22 protein-coding genes and 3 tRNA genes are annotated in these 23,246 nt (G+C 53.7%); 24 read left to right on the top strand and 1 reads right to left on the bottom strand.

Annotated elements, in window-relative coordinates; all coding sequences use genetic code 11:
* Positions 1 to 162 precede the first annotated feature (162 nt).
* The 22 genes from sdhC (at position 163) to CRO19_RS02950 (ending at position 19,832) form a co-directional block, all read left to right on the top strand.
* The gene (gene sdhC, locus CRO19_RS03055; protein ID WP_097097569.1) at positions 163 to 552 is read left to right on the top strand and encodes a succinate dehydrogenase cytochrome b556 subunit; all 390 of its coding nucleotides are present in this window, start codon (positions 163 to 165) and stop codon (positions 550 to 552) included.
* Entirely contained in the window at positions 546 to 893 is a 348-nt protein-coding gene (gene sdhD, locus CRO19_RS03050) for a succinate dehydrogenase membrane anchor subunit (protein ID WP_049850912.1), read from the top strand. Before sdhC ends, sdhD begins: the two co-directional genes overlap by 7 nt.
* A complete protein-coding gene (gene sdhA, locus CRO19_RS03045) occupies positions 894 to 2,660 on the top strand; it encodes a succinate dehydrogenase flavoprotein subunit (protein WP_097094553.1) in 1,767 nt (588 codons plus the stop codon).
* 14 nt (positions 2,661 to 2,674) lie between these two features.
* On the top strand, positions 2,675 to 3,391 hold the full coding sequence (locus tag CRO19_RS03040) for a succinate dehydrogenase iron-sulfur subunit (RefSeq protein WP_097094552.1): 717 nt from the start codon (positions 2,675 to 2,677) through the stop codon (positions 3,389 to 3,391).
* Between the two features lie 205 nt (positions 3,392 to 3,596).
* Positions 3,597 to 6,404 (top strand): 2-oxoglutarate dehydrogenase E1 component, encoded by a 2,808-nt coding sequence (gene sucA / locus CRO19_RS03035; protein ID WP_097094551.1) that lies wholly within the window; start codon positions 3,597 to 3,599, stop codon positions 6,402 to 6,404.
* A 15-nt stretch (positions 6,405 to 6,419) separates the two neighbouring features.
* Positions 6,420 to 7,643: a 2-oxoglutarate dehydrogenase complex dihydrolipoyllysine-residue succinyltransferase gene (odhB, locus tag CRO19_RS03030; protein WP_097094550.1), complete on the top strand. Its 1,224-nt coding sequence runs from the start codon at positions 6,420 to 6,422 to the stop codon at positions 7,641 to 7,643.
* A gap of 61 nt (positions 7,644 to 7,704) precedes the next feature.
* The gene (sucC, locus tag CRO19_RS03025; protein ID WP_007890646.1) at positions 7,705 to 8,871 is read left to right on the top strand and encodes an ADP-forming succinate--CoA ligase subunit beta; all 1,167 of its coding nucleotides are present in this window, start codon (positions 7,705 to 7,707) and stop codon (positions 8,869 to 8,871) included.
* The gene (sucD, locus tag CRO19_RS03020; RefSeq protein WP_007890645.1) at positions 8,871 to 9,746 is read left to right on the top strand and encodes a succinate--CoA ligase subunit alpha; all 876 of its coding nucleotides are present in this window, start codon (positions 8,871 to 8,873) and stop codon (positions 9,744 to 9,746) included. The genes sucC and sucD overlap by 1 nt, the downstream gene beginning before the upstream one ends.
* 660 nt (positions 9,747 to 10,406) lie before the next feature.
* A complete protein-coding gene (cydA, locus tag CRO19_RS03015; protein ID WP_097094549.1) occupies positions 10,407 to 11,978 on the top strand; it encodes a cytochrome ubiquinol oxidase subunit I in 1,572 nt (523 codons plus the stop codon).
* Between the two features lie 11 nt (positions 11,979 to 11,989).
* Positions 11,990 to 13,129: a cytochrome d ubiquinol oxidase subunit II gene (cydB, locus tag CRO19_RS03010; protein ID WP_097094548.1), complete on the top strand. Its 1,140-nt coding sequence runs from the start codon at positions 11,990 to 11,992 to the stop codon at positions 13,127 to 13,129.
* Positions 13,130 to 13,144: 15 nt separating this feature from the next.
* Positions 13,145 to 13,258: a cytochrome bd-I oxidase subunit CydX gene (cydX, locus tag CRO19_RS03005; RefSeq protein ID WP_097094547.1), complete on the top strand. Its 114-nt coding sequence runs from the start codon at positions 13,145 to 13,147 to the stop codon at positions 13,256 to 13,258.
* On the top strand, positions 13,258 to 13,551 hold the full coding sequence (gene ybgE / locus CRO19_RS03000) for a cyd operon protein YbgE (RefSeq protein WP_097094546.1): 294 nt from the start codon (positions 13,258 to 13,260) through the stop codon (positions 13,549 to 13,551). Before cydX ends, ybgE begins: the two co-directional genes overlap by 1 nt.
* A 180-nt stretch (positions 13,552 to 13,731) precedes the next feature.
* Positions 13,732 to 14,154, top strand: a complete 423-nt coding sequence (gene ybgC / locus CRO19_RS02995) for a tol-pal system-associated acyl-CoA thioesterase (protein WP_370659782.1) — start codon at positions 13,732 to 13,734, stop codon at positions 14,152 to 14,154.
* The gene (tolQ, locus tag CRO19_RS02990) at positions 14,151 to 14,837 is read left to right on the top strand and encodes a Tol-Pal system protein TolQ (RefSeq protein WP_034829162.1); all 687 of its coding nucleotides are present in this window, start codon (positions 14,151 to 14,153) and stop codon (positions 14,835 to 14,837) included. The genes ybgC and tolQ overlap by 4 nt, the downstream gene beginning before the upstream one ends.
* Positions 14,838 to 14,850: 13 nt before the next feature.
* A complete protein-coding gene (gene tolR / locus CRO19_RS02985; protein ID WP_097094544.1) occupies positions 14,851 to 15,282 on the top strand; it encodes a colicin uptake protein TolR in 432 nt (143 codons plus the stop codon).
* A gap of 25 nt (positions 15,283 to 15,307) precedes the next feature.
* Complete coding sequence (gene tolA, locus CRO19_RS02980; protein WP_097094543.1) at positions 15,308 to 16,561, top strand: cell envelope integrity protein TolA; 1,254 nt, start codon at positions 15,308 to 15,310, stop codon at positions 16,559 to 16,561.
* Positions 16,562 to 16,677: 116 nt separating this feature from the next.
* Positions 16,678 to 17,973, top strand: coding sequence for a Tol-Pal system beta propeller repeat protein TolB (gene tolB, locus CRO19_RS02975; protein ID WP_097094542.1), 1,296 nt, complete (start codon positions 16,678 to 16,680; stop codon positions 17,971 to 17,973).
* A 64-nt stretch (positions 17,974 to 18,037) separates the two neighbouring features.
* Positions 18,038 to 18,559: a peptidoglycan-associated lipoprotein Pal gene (gene pal, locus CRO19_RS02970; RefSeq protein ID WP_097094541.1), complete on the top strand. Its 522-nt coding sequence runs from the start codon at positions 18,038 to 18,040 to the stop codon at positions 18,557 to 18,559.
* Between the two features lie 9 nt (positions 18,560 to 18,568).
* Positions 18,569 to 19,360: a cell division protein CpoB gene (gene cpoB, locus CRO19_RS02965; RefSeq protein WP_097094540.1), complete on the top strand. Its 792-nt coding sequence runs from the start codon at positions 18,569 to 18,571 to the stop codon at positions 19,358 to 19,360.
* 166 nt (positions 19,361 to 19,526) lie between these two features.
* Positions 19,527 to 19,602: transfer RNA gene (locus CRO19_RS02960), tRNA-Lys, on the top strand.
* Between the two features lie 53 nt (positions 19,603 to 19,655).
* Positions 19,656 to 19,731 (top strand) — tRNA-Lys (locus CRO19_RS02955).
* 25 nt (positions 19,732 to 19,756) lie between these two features.
* Positions 19,757 to 19,832 (top strand) — tRNA-Lys (locus tag CRO19_RS02950).
* Between the two features lie 83 nt (positions 19,833 to 19,915).
* Here CRO19_RS02950 and CRO19_RS02945 read toward each other — a convergent pair.
* Positions 19,916 to 21,379 (bottom strand): AlkA N-terminal domain-containing protein, encoded by a 1,464-nt coding sequence (locus CRO19_RS02945; protein WP_097094539.1) that lies wholly within the window; start codon positions 21,377 to 21,379, stop codon positions 19,916 to 19,918.
* A 158-nt stretch (positions 21,380 to 21,537) separates the two neighbouring features.
* On the opposite strand from CRO19_RS02945, the gene CRO19_RS02940 reads away from it, so the two are divergent.
* Both CRO19_RS02940 and nadA read left to right on the top strand, forming a co-directional pair.
* Entirely contained in the window at positions 21,538 to 22,044 is a 507-nt protein-coding gene (locus CRO19_RS02940) for a methylated-DNA--[protein]-cysteine S-methyltransferase (RefSeq protein WP_097094538.1), read from the top strand.
* Between the two features lie 135 nt (positions 22,045 to 22,179).
* Positions 22,180 to 23,241 carry a quinolinate synthase NadA gene (gene nadA / locus CRO19_RS02935; RefSeq protein WP_097094537.1) on the top strand — a complete coding sequence of 354 codons (1,062 nt, stop codon included), beginning with the start codon at positions 22,180 to 22,182 and terminating at the stop codon, positions 23,239 to 23,241.
* Positions 23,242 to 23,246 lie beyond the last annotated feature (5 nt).

Here is a 23,246-nt window from a genome sequence, read left to right as displayed (position 1 = left end):
GCGGCCAGGTCTCCGGAACACCCTGACACCAGGAGCCACCCAGCGTTTTACCCGCTTTATTTAACACTGGATGTTGCTATTTTGGTGGCGGTTGCAGTCTGAACACACGCTGTGTCTCTGATGCAACTCAGGACCGGAGGAAGCAAAATAAAAAAGAGCTGTGTGGGCAAAACCGTGAAAAAACAAAGACCTGTTAACTTGGATCTCTCGACGATCCGGTTTCCCGTTACTGCAATATCGTCCATTCTCCACCGCGTCTCCGGCGTGATCACCTTTGTCGCTCTCGGAATTCTGCTCTGGTTACTGGGTCTCTCTCTCTCCTCTCCAGAAGGTTTCCTGCAAGCGGCATCCATCATGGATAGCTTCTTCGCCAAATTCATCATGTGGGGCATTTTAACTGCGCTGGCGTATCACGCCGTGAGCGGTATTCGTCATATGTTGGCTGATTTTGGTGTGACGGCAGAAACCCTGCAGGTGGGAACCCGTTCCGCGCAAGCGGCTTTTGTTATCACTGTCGTGCTCTCAATTTTGGCTGGAGTCCTCGTATGGTAAGCAATGCTTCTGCATTAGGACGCAACGGTATTCATGACTGGCTGTTACTGCGTGCTGCTGCAATCTTAATTACGCTCTACATTCTCTACATCCTCGGTTTTGTCGTGATGACAGGCACGCTGACGTATGACGTCTGGCATGGCTTCTTCTCTTCTGCCTTCACCAAAGTGTTCACCATGTTGACGCTGTTCTCGATTCTGATCCACGGCTGGATTGGGATGTGGCAGGTGCTGACTGACTACGTGAAACCAGTAGCAACCCGTTTGCTGCTGCAGTTTGTGATTGTGGTTGCGCTGTTGTCATACGCGATTTATGGAACCGTTGTAGTGTGGGGTGTGTAAATGAGTTTGCCAGTCAGAGAATTTGATGCCGTGGTGATCGGCGCGGGTGGGGCAGGAATGCGTGCCGCTCTGCAAATCTCCCAATCGGGCCAGACTTGTGCCCTGTTATCCAAAGTTTTCCCAACCCGTTCCCATACCGTATCGGCGCAGGGCGGTATTACCGTTGCGCTGGGCAATACCCATGAAGATAACTGGGAATGGCACATGTATGACACCGTCAAAGGTTCCGACTATATCGGTGACCAGGACGCGATCGAATATATGTGTCATGTTGGTCCAGAAGCGATTCTGGAGCTGGAACATATGGGTTTACCATTCTCTCGTCTTGATGACGGCCGCGTGTATCAGCGTCCGTTTGGTGGCCAGTCGAAAAACTTTGGCGGTGAGCAGGCAGCGCGTACCGCTGCGGCTGCCGACCGTACTGGCCACGCCTTACTGCATACGCTGTATCAGCAGAACCTGAAGAACAAAACCACCATCTTCTCCGAATGGTATGCGCTGGATCTGGTGAAAAACGAAGACGGTGCGATTGTCGGCTGTACCGCTATCTGCATGGAAACCGGTGAAACCGTCTACTTCAAAGCCAAAGCCACCATTCTGGCCACGGGCGGTGCGGGACGTATTTATCAATCCACCACCAACGCACACATCAACACCGGTGACGGTGTCGGTATGGCGCTGCGCGCAGGCGTTCCGGTGCAGGATATGGAAATGTGGCAGTTCCACCCAACCGGCATTGCTGGCGCGGGCGTGCTGGTCACCGAAGGGTGCCGTGGTGAAGGCGGTTACCTGCTGAACAAGCACGGTGAACGCTTCATGGAGCGTTATGCACCGAACGCCAAAGATTTGGCGGGTCGTGATGTCGTTGCACGTTCAATGATGGTGGAAATTCGTGAAGGTCGTGGTTGCGACGGCCCATGGGGCCCGCACATCAAACTGAAACTCGATCATCTTGGTGCTGAAGTGCTGGAGTCGCGTCTGCCGGGTATTCTTGAGCTGTCGCGTACCTTTGCCCACGTTGATCCCATTAAAGAACCGATCCCCGTCATCCCAACTTGCCACTATATGATGGGCGGCGTGCCGACCAAAGTAACCGGTCAGGCGCTGCGCGTGAATGAGCAGGGCGAAGATGTGGTGATTCCGGGTCTGTTTGCCGTCGGCGAAATTGCCTGCGTATCGGTACACGGCGCTAACCGTCTTGGCGGTAACTCGCTGCTCGATCTGGTGGTGTTCGGCCGCGCAGCCGGTGTGCATCTGCTTGAGTGCATTGAAGAGCAGGGCGAGCTGCGCGAGGCCACGCAAGAAAATATTGATGAAGCGATGGCGCGCTTTAACCGCTGGGAAAACAACACTACCGGTGAAGACCCGGTCGAAATCCGTAAAGCGCTGCAGCGCTGCATGCAGAACAACTTCTCGGTATTCCGCGAAGGTGATGCGATGCGTGAAGGTCTGGAAGAGCTGAAAGTGATTCGTGAGCGCCTGAAATCGGCGCGCCTTGATGATCGTTCGCCCGATTTCAATACTCAGCGTATCGAGTGCCTTGAGCTGGATAACCTGATGGAAACCGCTTACGCCACAGCTGTTGCCGCCAACTTCCGTACCGAAAGCCGTGGTGCGCACAGCCGCTTCGACTATCCGGAGCGCGATGATGAAAACTGGCTGTGCCACAGTCTCTATGTTCCGCAGACGGAAAGCATGACGCGCCGTGAGGTGAACATGCAACCGAAACTGCGTGCGGCCTTCCCGCCGAAAGCGCGTACTTACTAATTGCGGAGATCATCATGAGACTCGAATTTTCAATCTATCGTTATAACCCGGAAGTCGATGCCAAGCCGCGTATGCAAGAGTACACGCTGGAATCGGAAGATGGTCGCGACATGATGTTGCTGGATGCGCTGATCCGTCTGAAAGAGAAAGATCCGACGCTGGCTTTCCGTCGCTCATGCCGTGAAGGCGTGTGCGGTTCAGATGGTCTGAACATGAACGGTAAAAATGGCCTGGCGTGCATCACACCGATTTCTGCACTCGGCAACGGTTCGAAGAAAATTGTCATCCGTCCATTGCCAGGTTTGCCGGTGATCCGCGACCTCGTGGTAGACATGGGACAATTCTACGCACAGTATGAGAAGATTAAGCCTTTCCTATTGAATAATGGGGAAAATCCACCGGCGCGCGAGCATTTACAGAGCCCGGCCGAGCGTGAGCATCTGGATGGATTGTACGAGTGTATTCTCTGCGCCTGCTGCTCCACTTCGTGCCCGTCGTTCTGGTGGAACCCAGACAAGTTCATCGGTCCGGCTGGCCTGTTGGCCGCTTACCGTTTCCTGATTGACAGCCGCGACACGGAAACCAATGCGCGTCTCGACAATCTAAACGATGCTTTCAGTGTTTTCCGCTGTCACAGCATCATGAACTGTGTGAGCGTGTGCCCGAAAGGCCTAAACCCAACGCGCGCTATCGGCCATATTAAGTCGATGCTGCTGCAACGCGGGGCGTAACAGTAAGTCACTGTCCGGGAACTGAGGTTCCCGGATGTTTACGGAAGCCTCTATAAGCGCGGTACTGACCACGCTTATAAAGGTTCCCTTACGAGCCAGGCGCCGGTAGCGCACAGGTTCGTATCGCTGAACTCACTACGGCAAGCCGCGTAAGCGGTAACAAATGAAACCTCATAAAAAGCAGATTAATGCTTAAGGGATCACAATGCAGAACAGCGCGATGAAACCCTGGCTGGACTCCTCCTGGCTGGCCGGCGCGAACCAATCTTACATAGAGCAACTCTATGAGGATTTCCTGACCGATCCTGACTCAGTTGATGACATGTGGCGCGAGCTGTTCCAGCAGCTGCCGGGCACTGGCGTGAAACCTGAGCAATTTCACTCCACCACGCGTGATTACTTCCGCCGCCTGGCAAAAGACGCTACGCGTTACACGTCAACCGTGACCGATCCGGCGACCAATTCTAAACAGGTTAAAGTGCTGCAGCTGATTAATGCGTTCCGCTTCCGCGGCCATCAGCATGCAAACCTCGATCCTCTTGGCCTGTGGAAGCAGGAAACCGTAGCGGATCTCGATCCGGCTTATCACGATCTGACCGACGCCGATTTTCAGGAAAGCTTTAACGTAGGTTCTTTTGCTATCGGCAAAGAAACCATGAAGCTGGCCGATCTGTTCGCGGCGCTGCAGCAGACTTATTGTGGCTCGATTGGTGCAGAGTACATGCACATTAACAACACCGATGAGAAGCGCTGGATTCAGCAGCGTTTGGAATCGGTGGTGGGCCATGCGTCTTTCAGCAGCGACGAGAAAAAAGGTTTCCTGAAAGAGCTGACCGCGGCAGAAGGCCTGGAAAAATATCTGGGTGCCAAATTCCCGGGTGCAAAACGCTTCTCGCTGGAAGGTGGCGATGCGCTGGTACCGATGCTGCGTGAGATGATTCGTCACGCAGGTAAGAGCGGTACGCGCGAAGTGGTGCTGGGTATGGCGCACCGCGGTCGTCTGAACGTGCTGATTAACGTCCTGGGTAAAAAACCGCAGGATCTGTTCGACGAATTCTCCGGCAAGCACAAAGAACATCTCGGCACCGGCGACGTGAAATACCACATGGGCTTCTCGTCTGACGTGGAAACCGAAGGCGGCCTGGTGCATCTGGCACTGGCGTTCAACCCGTCGCATCTGGAAATCGTTAGCCCGGTCGTCATGGGTTCGGTGCGTGCGCGTTTGGATCGTCTGGCTGAACCAAGCAGCAATAAAGTTCTGCCTATCACCATTCACGGTGATGCTGCGGTTATCGGCCAGGGCGTGGTGCAGGAAACCCTGAACATGTCGCAGGCGCGTGGTTACGAAGTGGGCGGTACCGTTCGCATCGTCATCAACAACCAGGTTGGTTTTACCACCTCCAACCCGAAAGATGCGCGCTCTACGCCGTACTGTACTGACATCGGCAAGATGGTGCTGGCACCGATTTTCCACGTCAATGCGGACGATCCAGAAGCGGTGGCGTTTGTCACTCGCCTGGCGCTGGATTATCGCAACACCTTCAAACGCGATGTCTTCATCGATCTGGTGTGCTATCGCCGTCACGGCCACAACGAAGCCGATGAGCCAAGTGCCACTCAGCCGTTGATGTACCAGAAAATCAAAAAGCATCCAACGCCGCGTAAACTCTATGCCGACCAGCTGGAAAGCGAAGGCGTAGCGACCAGCGAAGATGCCACCGAAATGGTGAATCTCTACCGCGATGCGCTGGATGAAGGCGAATGCGTGGTGCCAGAATGGCGTCCGATGAGCCTGCATTCCTTCACCTGGTCGCCGTATCTCAACCACGAGTGGGATGAGAGCTACCCAGCAACGGTGGACCTGAAACGCCTGCAGGAGCTGGCACGCCGCATCAGCAGCGTACCGGAATCGGTAGAAGTGCAGTCACGCGTCGCCAAGATTTACAACGATCGTAAAGAGATGGCCGAAGGCAACAAAGCGTTCGACTGGGGCGGTGCAGAAAACCTCGCCTACGCCACGCTGGTTGACGAAGGCATTCCGGTGCGTTTGTCCGGTGAAGATACGGGTCGCGGCACCTTCTTCCATCGTCATGCGGTGATTCACAATCAGACTAACGGCTCAACCTACACGCCGCTGCACCATGTCCATAACGGTCAGGGTCAGTTTAAAGTGTGGGATTCCGTGCTGTCTGAAGAAGCGGTACTGGCCTTCGAATACGGTTACGCCACTGCCGAGCCGCGCGTGCTGACCATTTGGGAAGCGCAGTTCGGCGACTTCGCCAATGGTGCACAGGTGGTCATCGATCAGTTCATCAGCTCCGGCGAGCAGAAATGGGGCCGGATGTGTGGCCTGGTGATGTTGCTGCCACACGGCTATGAAGGTCAGGGCCCTGAGCACTCCTCGGCGCGTCTGGAGCGTTATCTGCAACTCTGTGCTGAGCAGAACATGCAGGTGTGCGTGCCTTCAACGCCAGCGCAGGTTTACCACATGCTGCGTCGTCAGGCGTTGCGCGGTATGCGCCGTCCGCTGATCGTGATGTCGCCGAAATCTCTGCTGCGTCATCCGCTGGCAATTTCCACGCTGGAAGAGTTAGCGACCGGCAGCTTCCAGCCAGCGATCGGTGAGATCGACGATTTGGATCCGCAGCAGGTTAAGCGTGTGGTGCTGTGTTCGGGCAAAGTTTATTACGATCTGCTGGAGCAGCGCCGTAAGAACGAGCAGACCGACGTGGCCATCGTACGTATCGAACAGCTCTATCCGTTCCCGCACAAAGTCGTGCAGGACGTATTGAAAAACTATGCTCATGTGCAGGATTTCGTGTGGTGTCAGGAAGAGCCGCTGAATCAGGGCGCATGGTATTGCAGTCAGCATCATTTCCGCGAAGTGGTTCCATTTGGTGCGTCACTGCGTTATGCAGGCCGTCCGGCTTCTGCTTCACCGGCCGTGGGCTACATGTCCGTACATCAAAAACAGCAGCAAGACTTGGTTAATGACGCGCTGAACCTTGGTTAATAAAAAGGAAAGAAAATGAGTAGCGTAGAAATTCTCGTTCCCGATTTGCCTGAATCCGTAGCGGACGCAACGGTTGCAACCTGGCACAAAAAACCTGGCGACTCTGTGAGCCGCGATGAAGTACTGGTAGAAATTGAAACCGACAAAGTGGTGCTGGAAGTGCCTGCTTCAGCGGACGGCATTCTGGAAGCCGTGCTGGAAGAGGAAGGGGCTACCGTGACTTCGCGCCAGATTCTGGGTCGCCTGAAAGAGGGCAACAGCGGCGGGAAAGAGACAGCGGCAAAAGCAGAAAGCAACGAGTCTACTCCGGCTCAGCGCCAGACTGCTTCGCTGGAAGAAGAGAGCAACGATGCGCTCAGCCCAGCGGTACGCCGTCTGATTGCTGAAAACAACCTTGATGCCAGCCAGATCAAAGGCACGGGCGTTGGCGGCCGTCTGACGCGTGAAGATGTGGAAAAACATCTGGCGAAGAAAGCCGACGGCGGCAAAGCTGCATCAGCGCCAGCCGCTGCCGCGGCACCGCAGGCTGCTGTGGCTAACCGCAGCGAAAAACGCGTGCCGATGACGCGTCTGCGTAAGCGTGTGGCCGAGCGTCTGCTGGAAGCGAAAAACAGCACCGCTATGTTGACTACTTTCAACGAAATCAACATGAAGCCAATCATGGATCTGCGTAAGCAGTACGGTGATGCGTTTGAAAAACGTCACGGCGTGCGTCTGGGCTTCATGTCCTTCTACATCAAGGCGGTGGTTGAAGCGCTGAAACGCTTCCCGGAAGTCAACGCGTCTATTGATGGCGAAGATGTGGTTTACCACAACTATTTCGATGTGAGCATTGCGGTTTCTACCCCGCGTGGCTTGGTAACGCCAGTGCTGAAAGATGTTGATGCGCTGAGCATGGCCGACATTGAGAAGAAGATTAAAGAGCTGGCAGTGAAAGGCCGTGACGGCAAGCTGACGGTTGAAGAGCTGACCGGCGGTAACTTCACCATCACCAACGGTGGTGTGTTTGGTTCGCTGATGTCCACGCCAATCATTAACCCTCCGCAGAGCGCCATTCTGGGCATGCACGCCATCAAAGAGCGCCCAATGGCGGTCAATGGTCAGGTGGTGATTTTGCCGATGATGTATCTGGCGCTCTCTTACGATCACCGTTTGATTGATGGTCGTGAATCCGTTGGCTATCTGGTCGCGGTAAAAGAGATGCTGGAAGATCCAGCTCGCCTGCTGCTCGACGTCTAATTTCGCCGGGTGCGCGGTGATAAAGGCGCACCCAAAATCTTACCTGAATGGATAGAACATCATGAATTTACATGAATACCAGGCGAAGCAGCTGTTTGCACGCTATGGCATGCCAGCACCGACTGGTTACGCATGCACAACGCCACGTGAAGCAGAAGAAGCCGCGTCTAAAATTGGCGCAGGTCCGTGGGTAGTGAAATGTCAGGTTCATGCCGGTGGCCGCGGTAAAGCGGGCGGCGTGAAAGTGGTTAACAGTAAAGAAGATATTCGTGCTTTCGCTGAGCATTGGCTGGGCAAACGTCTGGTGACCTATCAAACTGACGCGCACGGCCAGCCGGTAAACCAGATTCTGGTTGAAGCCGCCACTGATATCGATCAGGAGCTGTATCTGGGCGCGGTGGTTGACCGTGCAACCCGTCGCGTGATCTTTATGGCTTCGACGGAAGGCGGTGTTGAGATTGAGAAAGTGGCAGAAGAAACGCCACACTTGATCCACAAGATGGCGCTGGATCCGCTGGCAGGTCCTCAGCCGTATCAGGGCCGCGAGTTGGCATTCAAACTGGGCCTGACCGGTAAGCAAGTCAGCCAGTTCACCAAAATCTTCATGGGTCTGGCGACCATGTTCCTCGAGCGCGATCTGGCAATGGTTGAGATCAACCCGCTGGTGATCACCAAGCAGGGCGACCTGATCTGCCTGGATGGTAAATTAGGCGCAGACGGTAACGCACTGTTCCGTCAGCCGGAGCTGCGTGAAATGCGCGATCCAAGCCAGGAAGATCCACGTGAAGCGCACGCAACACAGTGGGAACTGAACTACGTTGCGCTGGATGGCAACATCGGCTGCATGGTGAACGGCGCCGGTCTGGCGATGGGCACCATGGACATCGTGAAACACCACGGTGGTGAGCCGGCAAACTTCCTTGATGTTGGCGGCGGTGCAACCAAAGAGCGCGTGACCGAAGCCTTCAAAATCATCCTGTCTGACGATGCCGTTAAAGCGGTATTCGTTAACATCTTCGGCGGCATCGTACGTTGCGACTTGATCGCAGACGGCATCATTGGTGCGGTAGCAGAAGTGGGTGTGAACGTGCCAGTGGTGGTACGTCTGGAAGGTAACAACGCCGAGCTGGGCGCTAAGAAACTGGCGGACAGCGGTCTGAATATCATTGCAGCAACCAGCCTGACAGACGCAGCACAGCGTGTTGTCGCTGCAGCGGAGGGTAAATAATGTCCATTTTGATCGACAAAAACACCAAAGTCATTTGCCAGGGGTTCACCGGTGGTCAAGGGACATTCCACTCTGAGCAGGCGCTGGCCTACGGTACGCAGCTGGTTGGCGGCGTCACGCCAGGCAAAGGCGGCACCACGCATCTTGGCCTGCCCGTGTTCAACACCGTGCGTGAAGCGGTAGAAGCGACTGGCGCAACCGCCACCGTGATCTACGTTCCGGCGCCGTTCTGCAAAGACGGTATCCTGGAAGCTATTGATGCGGGTATCAAGCTGATCATCACCATCACTGAAGGTATTCCAACCCTGGATATGCTGACCGTGAAAGTGAAGCTGGATGAAGCAGGCGTACGTATGATCGGCCCGAACTGCCCAGGCGTGATCACCCCAGGCGAATGTAAGATCGGTATTATGCCGGGCCACATTCACCAGCCGGGCCGCGTAGGTATCGTCTCGCGTTCAGGAACGCTGACCTATGAAGCCGTTAAGCAGACTACGGACATCGGCTATGGCCAGTCTACCTGCGTCGGTATCGGTGGTGACCCGATCCCAGGCTCTAACTTCATCGACATCCTGAAACTGTTCCAGGACGATCCACAGACCGAAGCGATCGTGATGATCGGTGAGATCGGTGGTAGCGCGGAAGAAGAAGCGGCTGCCTACATCAAAGCACACGTGACCAAACCCGTTGTGGGCTACATTGCCGGTGTAACTGCACCGAAAGGCAAGCGTATGGGCCACGCAGGTGCCATCATTGCCGGTGGTAAGGGCACTGCTGATGAGAAGTTTGCTGCACTGGAAGCGGCCGGTGTGAAAACCGTTCGTAGCCTTGCCGATATTGGTGATGCGGTTAAAGCGGTTCTGCCCATTAAATAAGTCATCGGTCAGATGTAGAAGAGCCACCTTCGGGTGGCTTTTTTTATGTGATAACCCATCAAACCGCAGGGAAAAAAATCCTAACAACTTGAAAAACTGCGGCTATGCTTACTCTGTCATCCAGGTAAAGAAGGGAAAATTCGCTGGATTTAAGCCAAAAAGTGGAAAGATAGATTCCCGCAATGAGGTTAAATATTTGCGGGAAAGGTAATTATATTCTTAATTAAATTTTGTGGTTTTGACAATTAATTAACAACGACTTTATCAATACATATTTGGAAATTTATTGTCTTAATCCAGATCAATAATTTGCGAGTTAAAGGAAACTTTACCGCTGGCAAAGCGCAACCTAACCAGTATAAATTGCGCTGCATCAATTCAGTCTTCTTCATAATTTTTCAGGAGTTTGTGTCAGGCGTTGTCATATCAATTCTGCCGCCTCCCCATATCACTCCTGCTCGAAATTGACTGAAATGATCGGATTTTCAGGGAATTTCGTCACTGTTACTCGCTCTCTTCGGGCAGCAGGTTTCTCTGTTCTATCAGTAACAAAACTGGAATCAATAATCAGTCGTTCCTGAATCTTATTCTGCGCGTCAATGTCTGTTGTTTGCCGTTGTCATCCGCAGAGCGAGTTCATGCGAGGAGCAAGGAGTCATCATGTTAGATATTGTCGAGCTGTCGCGTTTACAGTTTGCCCTAACGGCGATGTACCATTTCCTGTTCGTGCCTTTAACGCTAGGTATGGCGTTTTTGCTGGCGATCATGGAAACCGTATATGTCCTGACGGGGAAACAAATTTATAAAGATATGACCAAGTTCTGGGGCAAGTTATTTGGTATTAACTTTGCGCTAGGCGTGGCTACCGGTCTGACAATGGAGTTTCAGTTCGGTACTAACTGGTCATATTACTCCCACTACGTCGGCGATATCTTCGGTGCGCCGCTGGCCATCGAAGGCTTGATGGCGTTCTTCCTCGAATCCACCTTTGTCGGCCTGTTTTTCTTCGGCTGGGATCGCCTGGGCAAGGTTCAACACCTCGCGGTGACCTGGTTGGTGGCACTCGGTTCGAATATGTCGGCGCTGTGGATTTTGGTGGCGAACGGCTGGATGCAAAATCCCATCGCATCAGAATTTAATTTCGAAACCATGCGCATGGAGATGGTGAGTTTCTCCGAGCTGATCCTCAATCCGGTGGCGCAGGTGAAATTTGTGCACACCGTAGCTGCGGGCTACACCACCGGAGCCATGTTCATTCTTGGTATCAGCGCGTGGTATCTGCTGAAAGGGCGTGATATCGCTTTTGCTAAACGCTCTTTTGCTATCGCAGCAAGCTTCGGCATGGCAGCGATTTTGTCCGTTATCGTACTGGGTGATGAATCCGGTTATGAAATCGGCGACGTGCAGAAAACCAAACTGGCCGCAATTGAAGCGGAGTGGGAAACCCAGCCGGCACCGGCCGCGTTTACCCTGTTTGGTATCCCGGATCAGGACACACAACAAAATAAATATGCCATTCAGATCCCGTATCTGCTCGGCCTGATCGCGACGCGTTCAGTTGATACGCCGGTTACTGGGCTGAAAGATCTTTTGGCGCAGCATGAAGTGCGTATCCGTAACGGCATGAAAGCCTATGCATTGCTGAACGAATTGCGTGCAGGTAGCAAAGATCCGGCGGTGCGTAGCCAGTTTGAAGGCAGCAAGCAAGATCTCGGTTATGGTCTGCTGTTAAAACGCTATACCTCGGATGTGGCTAACGCTACTGAAGCGCAAATTCAGAAAGCAACTCAGGACTCTATCCCGCGTGTGGCGCCGTTGTACTTCGCCTTCCGCATCATGGTGCTGGGCGGTGTGTTGATGCTGGGAATCATCACTCTCTCCTTCTGGAGCGTTATTCGCAACCGTATTGGTAAATCTCGTTGGCTGATGAAAGCGGCGCTATACGGCATTCCGCTGCCATGGATTGCAATTGAGTCCGGTTGGTTTGTTGCCGAATATGGTCGTCAGCCATGGGCGATTGGTGAGGTGCTGCCAACAGCGGTAGCCAACTCTTCATTGACCGTCGGCGATCTGCTGTTCTCGATGATTCTGATTTGCGGTCTCTACACCTTGTTCCTCGTGGCGGAAATGTACCTGATGTTCAAGTTTGCGCGCCTCGGTCCAAGCAGCCTGAAAACCGGCCGCTATCATCATGAAACGCTGAAATCATCATCTCAGCCGGTGCGTGGATAAGGAGAGCTACCATGTTTGACTATGAAGTTTTGCGCTTTATCTGGTGGCTGCTGATTGGCGTGTTGCTGATCGGTTTTGCGGTTACCGACGGCTTTGATATGGGCGTGGGCATGCTAACGCGTGTGCTTGGCCGCACCGATACCGAGCGCCGTATCATGATTAACAGCATTGCGCCGCACTGGGACGGAAACCAGGTTTGGCTGATCACCGCCGGTGGTGCGCTGTTCGCGGCCTGGCCGATGGTGTATGCCGCCGCCTTCTCTGGCTTCTACGTAGCGATGATTCTGGTGCTTGCTTCACTGTTCTTCCGTCCGGTGGGTTTCGACTACCGCTCGAAGATTGAAGATATGCGCTGGCGCGGCATGTGGGATTGGGGCATCTTCATTGGTAGCTTTGTGCCGCCGCTGGTGATTGGTGTGGCGTTCGGTAACCTGCTGCAAGGCGTGCCGTTCCACGCCGATGAATATCTGCGCCTCTTCTATACCGGTAACTTCTTCCAGCTGCTGAATCCGTTTGGCCTGTTAGCGGGTGTGGTGAGTGTGGCGATGATCCTGACGCAAGGGGCCACGTACCTGCAAATGCGTACAACCGGTGAATTGCACCTGCGCACCCGCAGTACCGCACAGATCTCAGCGTTGGTAATGATGGTGTGCTTCGTGCTTGCCGGCGTGTGGGTGAAATATGGTATTGACGGTTATGTACTGAAAAGCGTCATCGATCATCACGCCGCATCCAACCCGCTGGGTAAAGATGTCGTGCGTGAAGCCGGTGCATGGATGGTGAATTTTGAGCAGACGCCGGTGTTGTGGCTGTTCCCGCTGTTGGGCGTCGTGCTGCCACTGCTGACCGTTCTCTGCTCGCGTTTGGAGAAAGGTGCCTGGGCATTTATCTTCTCTTCACTGACACTGGCCTGCGTCATTATGACCGCTGGTATCGCGATGTTCCCATTCATCATGCCTTCCAGCACCGTGCCGGGCATCAGCCTGACCATGTGGGATGCCACGTCTAGCCTGCTGACGCTGAAAGTGATGACCATTGCCGCCATCATCTTTGTACCGATTATCCTGGCGTACACCGCCTGGTGTTATTACAAGATGTTTGGCCGTATCACTAAAGAACACATTGAGAGCAATACGCACTCCCTGTACTGATTAAGGAGATTGAGCATGTGGTATTTTGCCTGGATTCTTGGCACCTTGCTGGCCTGTGCGTTCGGTGTGATCACGGCGCTGGCGCTGGAGCATGTTGAAGAGAGCAGCGCGAAGGATAAACAAGCCTGATGCGCGCAGTGATTCAGACACTCTATCGTCTGATGGACAAGGGCCCGTTACGGGCCCTTTCGTTGATCCTTGCGCTGTGGCTGGCAGGCTGTGTTATTTGGCAGCCCTCACGCTTTGCCGCGCGAACCAGTGATTTAGCGATATGGCATGGACTTTTGCTGATTTGGGCCGTCTGCGCTGGCGTTATTCACGGCTGCGGATTCCGTCCGCAGCGTTTGCGCTGGCAGGCGCTGTTCTCTCCGCTACCGGCGGTGCTGGTACTGCTGGTCGGTATCGTTTGGTTCTATCATTAAGTTCTGAATCAGGACTTAAAAATGCTGCTTTTTCAGGCGCTGACGTGAGGTTTTGTCAGCGTCAGGTCAAGAAACATCCTAAAAATCCTTCCAGTTGTTAACCTGTGATAATTATTTTCTCCTGGCTCTGGCGGACCATTCCCAAGCCGATCTCTCTTGCGTATAGTAGCAACGTTTAAAATGAGACCGGGATGTAGAGTGAGTACTACGCTGTTTCGCTGGCCGGTTCGGGTCTATTACGAAGACACCGATGCTGGTGGTGTGGTTTACCACGCCAGTTATCTTGCTTTCTATGAACGAGCACGTACCGAAATGCTGCGCCAGCATCATTTCAATCAGCAAGTCCTGTTGGAAGAGCAGGTCGCTTTTGTGGTACGACGCATGACGATTGATTTTGTTGCGGCCGCACGTCTTGACGACCTTCTGGAGATTCAAACAGAAGTCACCGCAATGACCCGTGCAACCATGACATTCTCACAGCGTATCGTGAATGCAGAAGGTAAAGTGCTAAATGAAGCAGAAGTCCTGATTGCCTGCATCAACCCACATCTAATGAAGCCAATTGCGCTTCCCAAGTCTATTGTCGCGGAGTTCAAGCAGTGACTGACATGAATGTTCTTGATTTGTTCCTGAAGGCAAGCCTTCTGGTCAAACTTATCATGTTGATTTTGATCGGCTTTTCCATTGCCTCTTGGGCAATCATTATTCAACGCACGCGCATTTTGAATGCTGCCGGGCGTGAAGCCGAAGCATTTGAAGATAAGTTTTGGTCGGGTATTGAGCTTTCACGCCTTTATCAGGAAAGCCAGGGGCGCCGTGATGAACTGGGCGGCTCTGAGCAGATTTTCTATTCGGGTTTCAAAGAGTTTGCGCGCTTGCATCGTGCCAATAACCATGCACCGGAAGCGGTGGTGGAGGGTGCGAGCCGTGCAATGCGTATTTCTATGAATCGTGAACTGGAAGCGCTGGAAAACCACATTCCTTTCCTTGGCACCGTGGGTTCCATCAGTCCGTATATTGGTCTGTTTGGTACGGTGTGGGGGATCATGCACGCCTTTATCGCCCTCGGGGCGGTAAAACAGGCAACGCTGCAAATGGTTGCACCCGGTATTGCCGAAGCGTTGATCGCTACCGCCATCGGTCTGTTTGCGGCCATTCCTGCCGTTATGGCGTACAACCGTCTGAACCAGCGCGTGAATAAACTGGAACAGGGCTACGACAACTTTATGGAAGAGTTCACGGCTATCCTGCATCGTCAGGCTTTCTCCACCGACAACACGAAGTAAGTCGAGGTTAACGATGGCCAGAACCCGTGGTCGCGGTGGACGCCGCGAACTTAAGTCGGAAATCAACATTGTTCCTCTTCTGGACGTGCTGTTGGTGTTGCTGCTCATCTTTATGGCAACGGCGCCGATTATTACGCAGAGCGTGGAAGTGGACCTGCCGGATGCAACAGACTCGAAAACCGTTTCGACCGATGATAATCCACCGGTGATTGTTGAAGTGGCGGGCATTGGGCAGTACAGCCTGGTGGTGGATCACGATCGTATGACGCAATTGCCGCCGGAACAGGTGGTAAGTGAAGCGCAGCGCCGGATTGAAGCCAATCCGAAAACGGTCTTTCTGATCGGCGGTGCGAAAGACGTCCCTTACGACGAAATCATCAAGGCGCTGAACCTGTTGCATCAGGCTGGCGTGAAATCTGTCGGTTTGATGACGCAGCCGATTTAAAGCCAACCGTTTTTGGGAACCGAGAGTGTCGAAGGCAACCGAGCAGAACGACAAGTTAAAGCGCGCGATAATCGTGTCGGTGATTCTGCACATTGTGCTGATCGCCTTACTGATTTGGAGCTCGTTTAACGAGAAAATCGAATCCAGCGGCGGTGGCGGTGGCAGTGATATTGACGCAGTAATGGTCGATTCCGGCGCCGTGGTTGAACAATATAACCGCCAGCAGAACCAGCAAAGAGACAGTCAGCGTGCCGAGCAGCAGCGTCAGAAACAGTCGCAGCAGCAGGCCGAAGAGTTACAGCAGAAACAGGCTGCCGAGCAGCAACGCTTGAAACAGATGGAAAAAGAGCGTTTGCAGGCTCAGCAAGAAGCGAAAGAGCAGGCGAAAGAGCAGGCTGAGCAGCAGAAAGCCGCTGAGGCTGCCGCGAAGCAGGCGCAGGAACAGCAGAAAACTGCCGAAGCAGCTGCCGCAAAAGCCAAGGCCGATGCCAAAGCAGAAGCGGATGCGCAGGCAAAAGCTGCCGCTGATGCCAAAGCCAAAGCGGTAGAAGAGGCTAAACAAGCTGCGGCTGACGCGAAGAAAAAAGCGGAAGAGCAAGCGAAGGCTGCTGCTGCTGAAGCGGCAAAAGAGAAAGCGGCGCAGCAGGCAAAAGCCGCCGCCGAAGCGAAAGCCAAAGCGGACGCTGAAGCGAAAGCCCAGGCCGCTGCCGATGCGAAGGCTAAAGCGGCTCAGGAAGCGAAAGAAGCTAAAGAGCAAGCGGCGGCGGAAGCGAAAGAGAAAGCGGCAGCTGAAGCGAAAGCCAAGGCCGATGCGGCAGCCAAGGCAAAAGCAGATGCAAAAGCAAAAGCGGCGGCTGATGCAAAAAAAGCCGCTGCTGAAGCGGCTAAGAACGAAAATGCGGTTGACGATCTGTTGGGTGGTTTGTCTTCTGGTAAGAATGCACCGAAAAGCGGTACCGCTTCGGGTGGCGCGGCAGGGCAGGGCAATCAGAAAAAGGCCGGAGCGTCAGGTGCAGATATCAATAATTACATGGGGCAAGTGGTCGGCGCGATTCAGAGCCGCTTCTACGATGCTGATCTGTATAAAGGTAAAGAGTGCAACCTGCGCATTAAGCTGGCACCGGATGGTTTGCTGATTGATGTTAAATCGGAAGGTGGTGATCCAGCCTTGTGTCAGGCGGCTATCGCTGCTGCGAAGCAGGCTCGTATTCCTAAGCCGCCTTCTCAGGCAGTGTATGAAGTGTTTAAAAACGCACCTATGCGTTTCAAACCGGAATAATGCAGTAACGTATGGCAGGTTGAACTATGGTTAGCTTGCCGTACTCTATGAGTACTCGTGTTTTTCAGGAACTGTGCGAATTATCATGAACCTCTGGTTCAGGTAAGGGAGATAAGATGAAGCAGGCACTTCGTGTAACCTTAGGTTTTTTTGTACTGCTGTGGGCAGCTATGCTCCATGCAGAAGTACGTATTGAAATTACGCAGGGCGTTAACACCGCACGTCCTATTGGTGTGGTTCCGTTCCAATGGGCTGGCCCCGGTGCGGCACCAGAAGATATCGGCGGTATTGTAGGTGCCGACTTACGTAACAGCGGCAAATTTAACCCGCTGGATCGTTCTCGTCTGCCGCAGCAACCCGCGAGTGCGCAGGAAGTCCAGCCTGCTGCATGGAGCGCCTTGGGCATTGATGCGGTTGTGGTGGGCCAGGTAACGCCAAACGCTGACGGCAGCTATCAAATTGCCTACCAGCTGGTGGATACCGGTGGCGCACCAGGCACTGTATTGGCGCAGAACTCTTACAAAGTGACGAAGCAGTGGCTGCGCTATGCCGCGCACACCGCCAGTGACGAAGTGTTCGAGAAGCTGACCGGCATCAAAGGCGCATTCCGTACCCGTATTGCATATGTGGTTCAGACCAATGGCGGTCAGTTCCCGTATGAGTTGCGCGTGTCGGATTACGATGGCTACAACCAGTTTGTGGTTCACCGTTCACCGCAGCCATTGATGTCGCCAGCCTGGTCACCAGATGGCAGCAAAGTGGCTTACGTGACCTTTGAAAGTGGTAAATCTGCGCTGGTGGTTCAGACGCTGTCTAACGGTGCAATTCGTCAGGTCGCTTCTTATCCGCGCCACAACGGTGCGCCAGCCTTCTCACCGGACGGTTCTAAACTGGCCTTCGCGCTGTCGAAAACCGGTAGCCTGAACCTGTATGTGATGGATCTGGCTTCTGGCCAGACGCGTCAGGTAACGGACGGCCGTTATAACAGCACAGAACCGACGTGGTTCCCGGATAGCCAGACGTTGGCTTATACCTCGGATCAGGCCGGTGCGCCTCAGATTTATAAAGTTGGAGTTAACGGCGGTGCGCCACAACGTATTACCTGGGAAGGTGCGCAAAACCAGGATGCGGATGTGTCTACCGACGGCAAAACCATGGTGATGATCAGCAGCGCCGGTGGCGCGCAGCACGTCGCCAAACAGGATCTGGTAACGGGAGCCGTTCAAACAATAACGGATACGTTCCTGGATGAAACGCCAAGTCTGGCGCCAAACGGCACAATGGTAATCTATAGCTCTACTCAGGGGATGGGTTCCGTGTTGCAGTTGGTTTCAACCGACGGGCGTTTCAAAGCGCGTCTTCCGGCAACTGATGGACAGGTCAAATTCCCTGCCTGGTCGCCGTATCTGTGATGCATAGGTCCCCTGCACGGCGGGGGATTAAAATGTATGGCAAACAAAATAATAGGATAAAGAAATGCAACTGAATAAAGTGCTGAAGGGTTTGATGCTGGCTCTGCCGGTTATCGCAGTAGCTGCATGTAGCTCACACAAAAACAACAACAACGATCAGACTGGTATGGGCGCTAACGACGGTGCTTACGGTGCTGGTGCGGGCCAGAACGGTAACATGTCTTCTGACGAGCAAGCGCGCCTGCAGATGCAGCAGCTGCAGCAGAACAACATCGTTTACTTCGGTCTGGACAAGTATGACGTGCAGTCTGATTACGCTCAGATGCTGGATCAGCACGCTGCATTCCTGCGTAGCAACCCGTCTTACAAAGTGACCATCGAAGGTCATGCGGATGAGCGCGGTACCCCAGAATACAACATCGCCCTGGGCGAACGTCGTGCAAGCGCCGTTAAGATGTATCTGCAAGGCAAAGGCGTTTCTGCTGACCAGATGTCTATCGTTTCTTACGGTAAAGAAAAACCAGCTGTACTGGGTCATGACGAAGCGGCATACGCTAAAAACCGTCGTGCCGTACTGGTTTACTAAGATAATCGTATGATGAGTAACTTCAGACTTCATCTATTGAGTCTGTCGTTACTGGTTGGTTTAGCGGCCCCCTGGGCCGCTAATGCCCAGGCGTCAATCAGTAGCGTTGGCTCAGGCTCGGTCGAAGACCGCGTCACCACTCTTGAACGTATCTCTAATGCCCAGGCTCAGCTTTTGCAGCAGTTGCAGCAGCAGATGAGCGATAACCAAAGCGATATCGATTCGCTGCGCGGGCAAATCCAGCAAAACAGCTATCAGCTTAACCAGGTTGTTGAGCGCCAGAAACAGCTCTATCAGCAGATCGATAGCCTAAGCTCCGGCAGTAACGGTGCGCAGGCGAGCGGTAGTGCAGATGCGGCAGCAGGCGCAGCAGCTGCGAATAGCGCTAGCAGCGATAATGCCAGTGCGGCAGCGCCAGCTCAAACCGGCGACGCCAACACGGATTACAATGCTGCGGTTGCATTGATTCTGGAGAAGAAGCAGTACGATCAGGCCATTACAGCCCTGCAGGCTTGGGTGAAGAAATATCCTGATTCTACCTATCAGCCGAATGCCAATTACTGGCTCGGTCAGCTGTTTTACAACAAGGGTAAAAAAGACGATTCGGCCTATTATTTTGCCACTGTGGTAAAAAATTATGCGAAATCGCCAAAAGCCCCGGAAGCGCTGTTTAAGGTTGGCGTGATCATGCAAGAGAAGAACGACACGGCGAAAGCCAAAGCGGTCTTCCAACAGGTGATCAAACAATTCCCAAATAGTGATTCTGCTAAGCAGGCGCAAAAACGCCTTGCCGGGTTGTAATTTGTGCATAAAAGACCGGATTTCGTGTGATTTCTGGTCTTGCAGCATGAAAGGTAAGCGATTGAGTGATTTGGTGATAAATAAGGGTTGCGCCGCCCCGCTAAATCAGTAATATATGCCGCCGTTGCCGGGACATATCTTAACAAGTATCGGCAGCACTGAAGATGGGTCGTTAGCTCAGTTGGTAGAGCAGTTGACTTTTAATCAATTGGTCGCAGGTTCGAATCCTGCACGACCCACCATCTCAACCCGTTGTTAGTGAGATGATTTCTTCAGTAAGCTTCACAACCTTGATGGGTCGTTAGCTCAGTTGGTAGAGCAGTTGACTTTTAATCAATTGGTCGCAGGTTCGAATCCTGCACGACCCACCATCAAATCAGGTTGTAAGCCCCCAGCGGGTCGTTAGCTCAGTTGGTAGAGCAGTTGACTTTTAATCAATTGGTCGCAGGTTCGAATCCTGCACGACCCACCAGTTATGTAGAAAGGCGCCCTAAAGGCGCCTTTTTGCTTTTCTATGCTTTTTAAATGTTAGGTCCTTTCGGCTGATGACTCGGTTTACTTGCTCTTAACCGGCGTCAGACTTTTCCAAATATGCAGCACCGCATAGCTGCGCCACGGTCGCCAAACCTGCGATAACTGCTCCGCCACTTTGGCACTCACGCCGCCGAGATTATTACGAATCGCAATGTCCTCTTTGGGAAACGCATCAGGCCAACGCAGCGCGCGCATCGCAATATAACTCGCCGTCCACGGCCCAATCCCTTTCAGCGCCAGCAACTGCTGCTGAACCACATCAGGATTCACCGCTCCGTTAAAGCGCAAGGCACCAGAAGTACACGCCTGCGCCAATGCCTGAATAGCATGAGAACGTGCACTCACAATCCCAAGGCTAGCGATATCATCAATGCTTGCCGCCGCCAGCGCCTCGCCATTGGGCGGCAAACGAGACAGCTCTGGCCACGGCGTTGCCAGCGGTTCGCCAAAGCGTTGTGCCATGCGACTACTCAGCGTCGTTGCGGCTTTCACCGTTACTTGTTGGCCGAGTATCGCCCGAACACCTAGCTCGAAGCCGTCAAACGCACCAGGAACGCGTAAACCGGGAAAGCGCGATAGACTCTCCGCCAGCAGCGCATCGTGGCTGAGGTGCTCTGCTATGCGCTGTGGCTGCGCATCCAAATCAAACAGATCGCGCAGACGACGTAACAGGGCGGGCAGCACCGGCGTTAGCGAAGTCGTGAATTGCACGTTCAATGACTGTTTCTCTGCGAGATGGCTCACGCGCACCCAACCGCGACAGCCGCCCAGCGCCACGGTGCGGTGATACATGCCGTCGTTGACCCATTCCACCTCTTTCATGACGCGCTGCTGCAGGAAATCGAGCATCGCATCCCAATCGTAAGGCGGCCGATAACTGAGGCGCAGTTCAGCGCTTTCCTGCACCGTAGTAGTAGAATCGGGCTGACTCTGCTTGCGCAGACGGGAAGGTGTCATGCGGTAGCGCGCCTGAAACACATCATTAAAACGTCTCAGGCTACGGAAGCCGCTGGCGTAGGCAATTTCCGTTACCGGTAGCGAGGTTTCCGTCAGAAGTTGCTTAGCAAGCAGCATACGGCGCGTCTGACGCAATTCTAATGGCGAAACACCGAGCTCCTGCTGCACCACACGCCGTAGTTGACGTTCGCTGAGGTTGAACTCGCTGGCGATCTCTGCGAGCGTCTCCTGCTCTTCCAGCAAGCCCTCTTCAATACGGCGGATCAAACGATCGGCAATGCGATGATGACTATCCACCGGCGCAAAACCGGGTGCCAGTTCCGGGCGACAGCGTAAGCATGGTCGAAAATGCGCTTTCTCGGCGGCTTCTGCGCTGCTGAAAAACAGGCAGTTCTTCTGCATCGGTGCTTTCACCGGACAGATCGGTCGGCAATAAATACCGGTTGACGTTACGCCGACAAAAAACAGCCCGTCAAAGCGACTATCGCGCGAGGTCAGCGCCTGGTAAGCAATTTCAGGATCAAACATCATGATCTCCAGCAAATAAACGGCATGGTCGCGCAAGCTCAACCGGAAAACTCGCTGCTTTCGGACAGCTAACCAGTTTATGCTGATGACCGAAAACAGCCAGTTTCTTGCGGCGGAAATGCGATAATCGCTAACAGAGATTACGCCGGAGGTGCACTATGTATCATGCCAAAATTATCGCCACCCCTGTTGGGGAGCTCACGCTTATTGCTACTGACAACGGATTGTCGGCCATTCTGTGGGAAAACGAAGGTTCGCAGCGCGTACCGTTAACGCCGATCAGCCGTAACGATCAACACCCGATACTCTGTGAGGCAGAACGGCAGCTGCGCGAATATTTCGCCGGTGAACGCCAGCAGTTTGATATGCCGTACGACACGGTAGGCACCGAATTCCAGAAAAAAGTGTGGCAAGCGTTACTCACTATTCCGTTTGGTGAAACCCGTAGCTATCAGCAAATCGCCGAACAAATTGGCAATCCTAAAGCGGTGCGCGCGGTAGGTGCGGCGAACGGTAAAAACCCGCTTTCGATTATGGCGCCGTGCCATCGCGTGATTGGCAGCAACGGGAAACTGACCGGCTTTGCGGGCGGTCTCAGCGTTAAAGCGTTCCTGCTTGAACTGGAAAGCCCGCAGAAATCTATCGGCAGCGTATTGTTGCTATAGAGCGCGCAAAAAAGAGACGACACTCTCGCGTATTTCCGCTATCGTGTTTAGCATATAAAACACGATAGCGGTTTTAATGCCGCATCATCGCCACAGTAGGCGATTTTGTTAAATTGAGAAAACGAGAGCCGTGTCATGAGTCTGATGTTTGATCCTGAAAACGCGATCTATCCTTTCCCGCCGAAACCGGCGCGTCTCAGTGTGGATGAAAAATCCTACTACAAGAACGAAATCAAACGCTTGCTAAAAGAACGTGATGCGGTGATGGTGGCCCATTATTACACCGATCCAGAGATTCAGGCGCTGGCGGAAGAGACCGGTGGCTGCGTATCAGACTCGCTAGAAATGGCGCGTTTCGGCAGCACGCATCCAGCAAAAACCTTGCTGGTGGCGGGCGTGCGTTTTATGGGCGAAACAGCAAAAATCCTCAGCCCGGAAAAAACCGTGCTGATGCCTACGTTGCAGGCGGAATGTTCACTCGACCTTGGTTGCCCTATTGAAGAGTTCAACCGCTTCTGCGATCAGCATCCCGATCGCACCGTGGTGGTGTACGCCAACACCTCGGCGGCGGTTAAAGCGCGCGCCGATTGGGTGGTGACGTCGAGTATTGCGGTTGAACTGATTGAACATCTTGATAGCCTCGGCGAGAAAATCATCTGGGCGCCGGATCGCCATCTTGGCCGTTACGTCACGCAGAAGTCCGGTGCCGATGTACTGTGCTGGCAGGGCGCGTGCATCGTGCATGACGAATTCAAAACCCAGGCGCTGCAACGTATGAAAGCGCTCTATCCGGATGCGGCTGTGTTGGTGCATCCTGAATCACCGCAGGCGATTGTCGATTTAGCCGATGCGGTCGGTTCCACCAGCCAGCTGATTCAGGCGGCGCAGAGCCTGCCGCATCCGCAGATGATCGTCGCCACCGATCGCGGCATCTTCTACAAAATGCAGCAGGCGGTACCGAATAAAGAGCTGCTGGAAGCGCCAACCGCCGGTGAAGGCGCCACTTGCCGCAGCTGTGCGCACTGTCCGTGGATGGCGATGAACGGCCTTAAAGCCATTGCCGAAGGATTAGCACGCGGCGGCAGCGAGCATGAAATTCATGTTGAAGACGCGCTGCGTGAGGCTGCGTTGATCCCACTCAATCGCATGCTATCTTTCGCTGCAGATCTTAAACTCAAGGTAAAAGGGAACGCATGACGCGT

The organism is Candidatus Pantoea floridensis (genome assembly GCF_900215435.1).
Taxonomy (GTDB): domain Bacteria; phylum Pseudomonadota; class Gammaproteobacteria; order Enterobacterales; family Enterobacteriaceae; genus Pantoea; species Pantoea floridensis.
The sequence above is the reverse complement of the archived record's forward strand: the minus strand, read 5'-3'. Positions and strand labels throughout refer to the sequence as shown.

Excerpts from the sequence above, each read along its gene's own strand:
- odhB (WP_097094550.1), top strand. The coding sequence starts at position 6,420 with ATGAGTAGCGTAGAAATTCTCGTTCCCGATTTGCCTGAATCCGTAGCG.
- ybgC (WP_370659782.1), top strand. The coding sequence starts at position 13,732 with ATGAGACCGGGATGTAGAGTGAGTACTACGCTGTTTCGCTGGCCGGTT.
- sucA (WP_097094551.1), top strand. The coding sequence starts at position 3,597 with ATGCAGAACAGCGCGATGAAACCCTGGCTGGACTCCTCCTGGCTGGCC.
- pal (WP_097094541.1), top strand. The coding sequence starts at position 18,038 with ATGCAACTGAATAAAGTGCTGAAGGGTTTGATGCTGGCTCTGCCGGTT.
- cpoB (WP_097094540.1), top strand. The coding sequence starts at position 18,569 with ATGATGAGTAACTTCAGACTTCATCTATTGAGTCTGTCGTTACTGGTT.
- sucC (WP_007890646.1), top strand. The coding sequence starts at position 7,705 with ATGAATTTACATGAATACCAGGCGAAGCAGCTGTTTGCACGCTATGGC.
- ybgE (WP_097094546.1), top strand. The coding sequence starts at position 13,258 with ATGCGCGCAGTGATTCAGACACTCTATCGTCTGATGGACAAGGGCCCG.
- tolB (WP_097094542.1), top strand. The coding sequence starts at position 16,678 with ATGAAGCAGGCACTTCGTGTAACCTTAGGTTTTTTTGTACTGCTGTGG.
- tolR (WP_097094544.1), top strand. The coding sequence starts at position 14,851 with ATGGCCAGAACCCGTGGTCGCGGTGGACGCCGCGAACTTAAGTCGGAA.
- cydA (WP_097094549.1), top strand. The coding sequence starts at position 10,407 with ATGTTAGATATTGTCGAGCTGTCGCGTTTACAGTTTGCCCTAACGGCG.
- nadA (WP_097094537.1), top strand. The coding sequence starts at position 22,180 with ATGAGTCTGATGTTTGATCCTGAAAACGCGATCTATCCTTTCCCGCCG.
- cydB (WP_097094548.1), top strand. The coding sequence starts at position 11,990 with ATGTTTGACTATGAAGTTTTGCGCTTTATCTGGTGGCTGCTGATTGGC.
- sucD (WP_007890645.1), top strand. The coding sequence starts at position 8,871 with ATGTCCATTTTGATCGACAAAAACACCAAAGTCATTTGCCAGGGGTTC.
- CRO19_RS02945 (WP_097094539.1), bottom strand. The coding sequence starts at position 21,379 with ATGTTTGATCCTGAAATTGCTTACCAGGCGCTGACCTCGCGCGATAGT.
- CRO19_RS02940 (WP_097094538.1), top strand. The coding sequence starts at position 21,538 with ATGTATCATGCCAAAATTATCGCCACCCCTGTTGGGGAGCTCACGCTT.
- sdhD (WP_049850912.1), top strand. The coding sequence starts at position 546 with ATGGTAAGCAATGCTTCTGCATTAGGACGCAACGGTATTCATGACTGG.
- sdhA (WP_097094553.1), top strand. The coding sequence starts at position 894 with ATGAGTTTGCCAGTCAGAGAATTTGATGCCGTGGTGATCGGCGCGGGT.
- cydX (WP_097094547.1), top strand. The coding sequence starts at position 13,145 with ATGTGGTATTTTGCCTGGATTCTTGGCACCTTGCTGGCCTGTGCGTTC.
- CRO19_RS03040 (WP_097094552.1), top strand. The coding sequence starts at position 2,675 with ATGAGACTCGAATTTTCAATCTATCGTTATAACCCGGAAGTCGATGCC.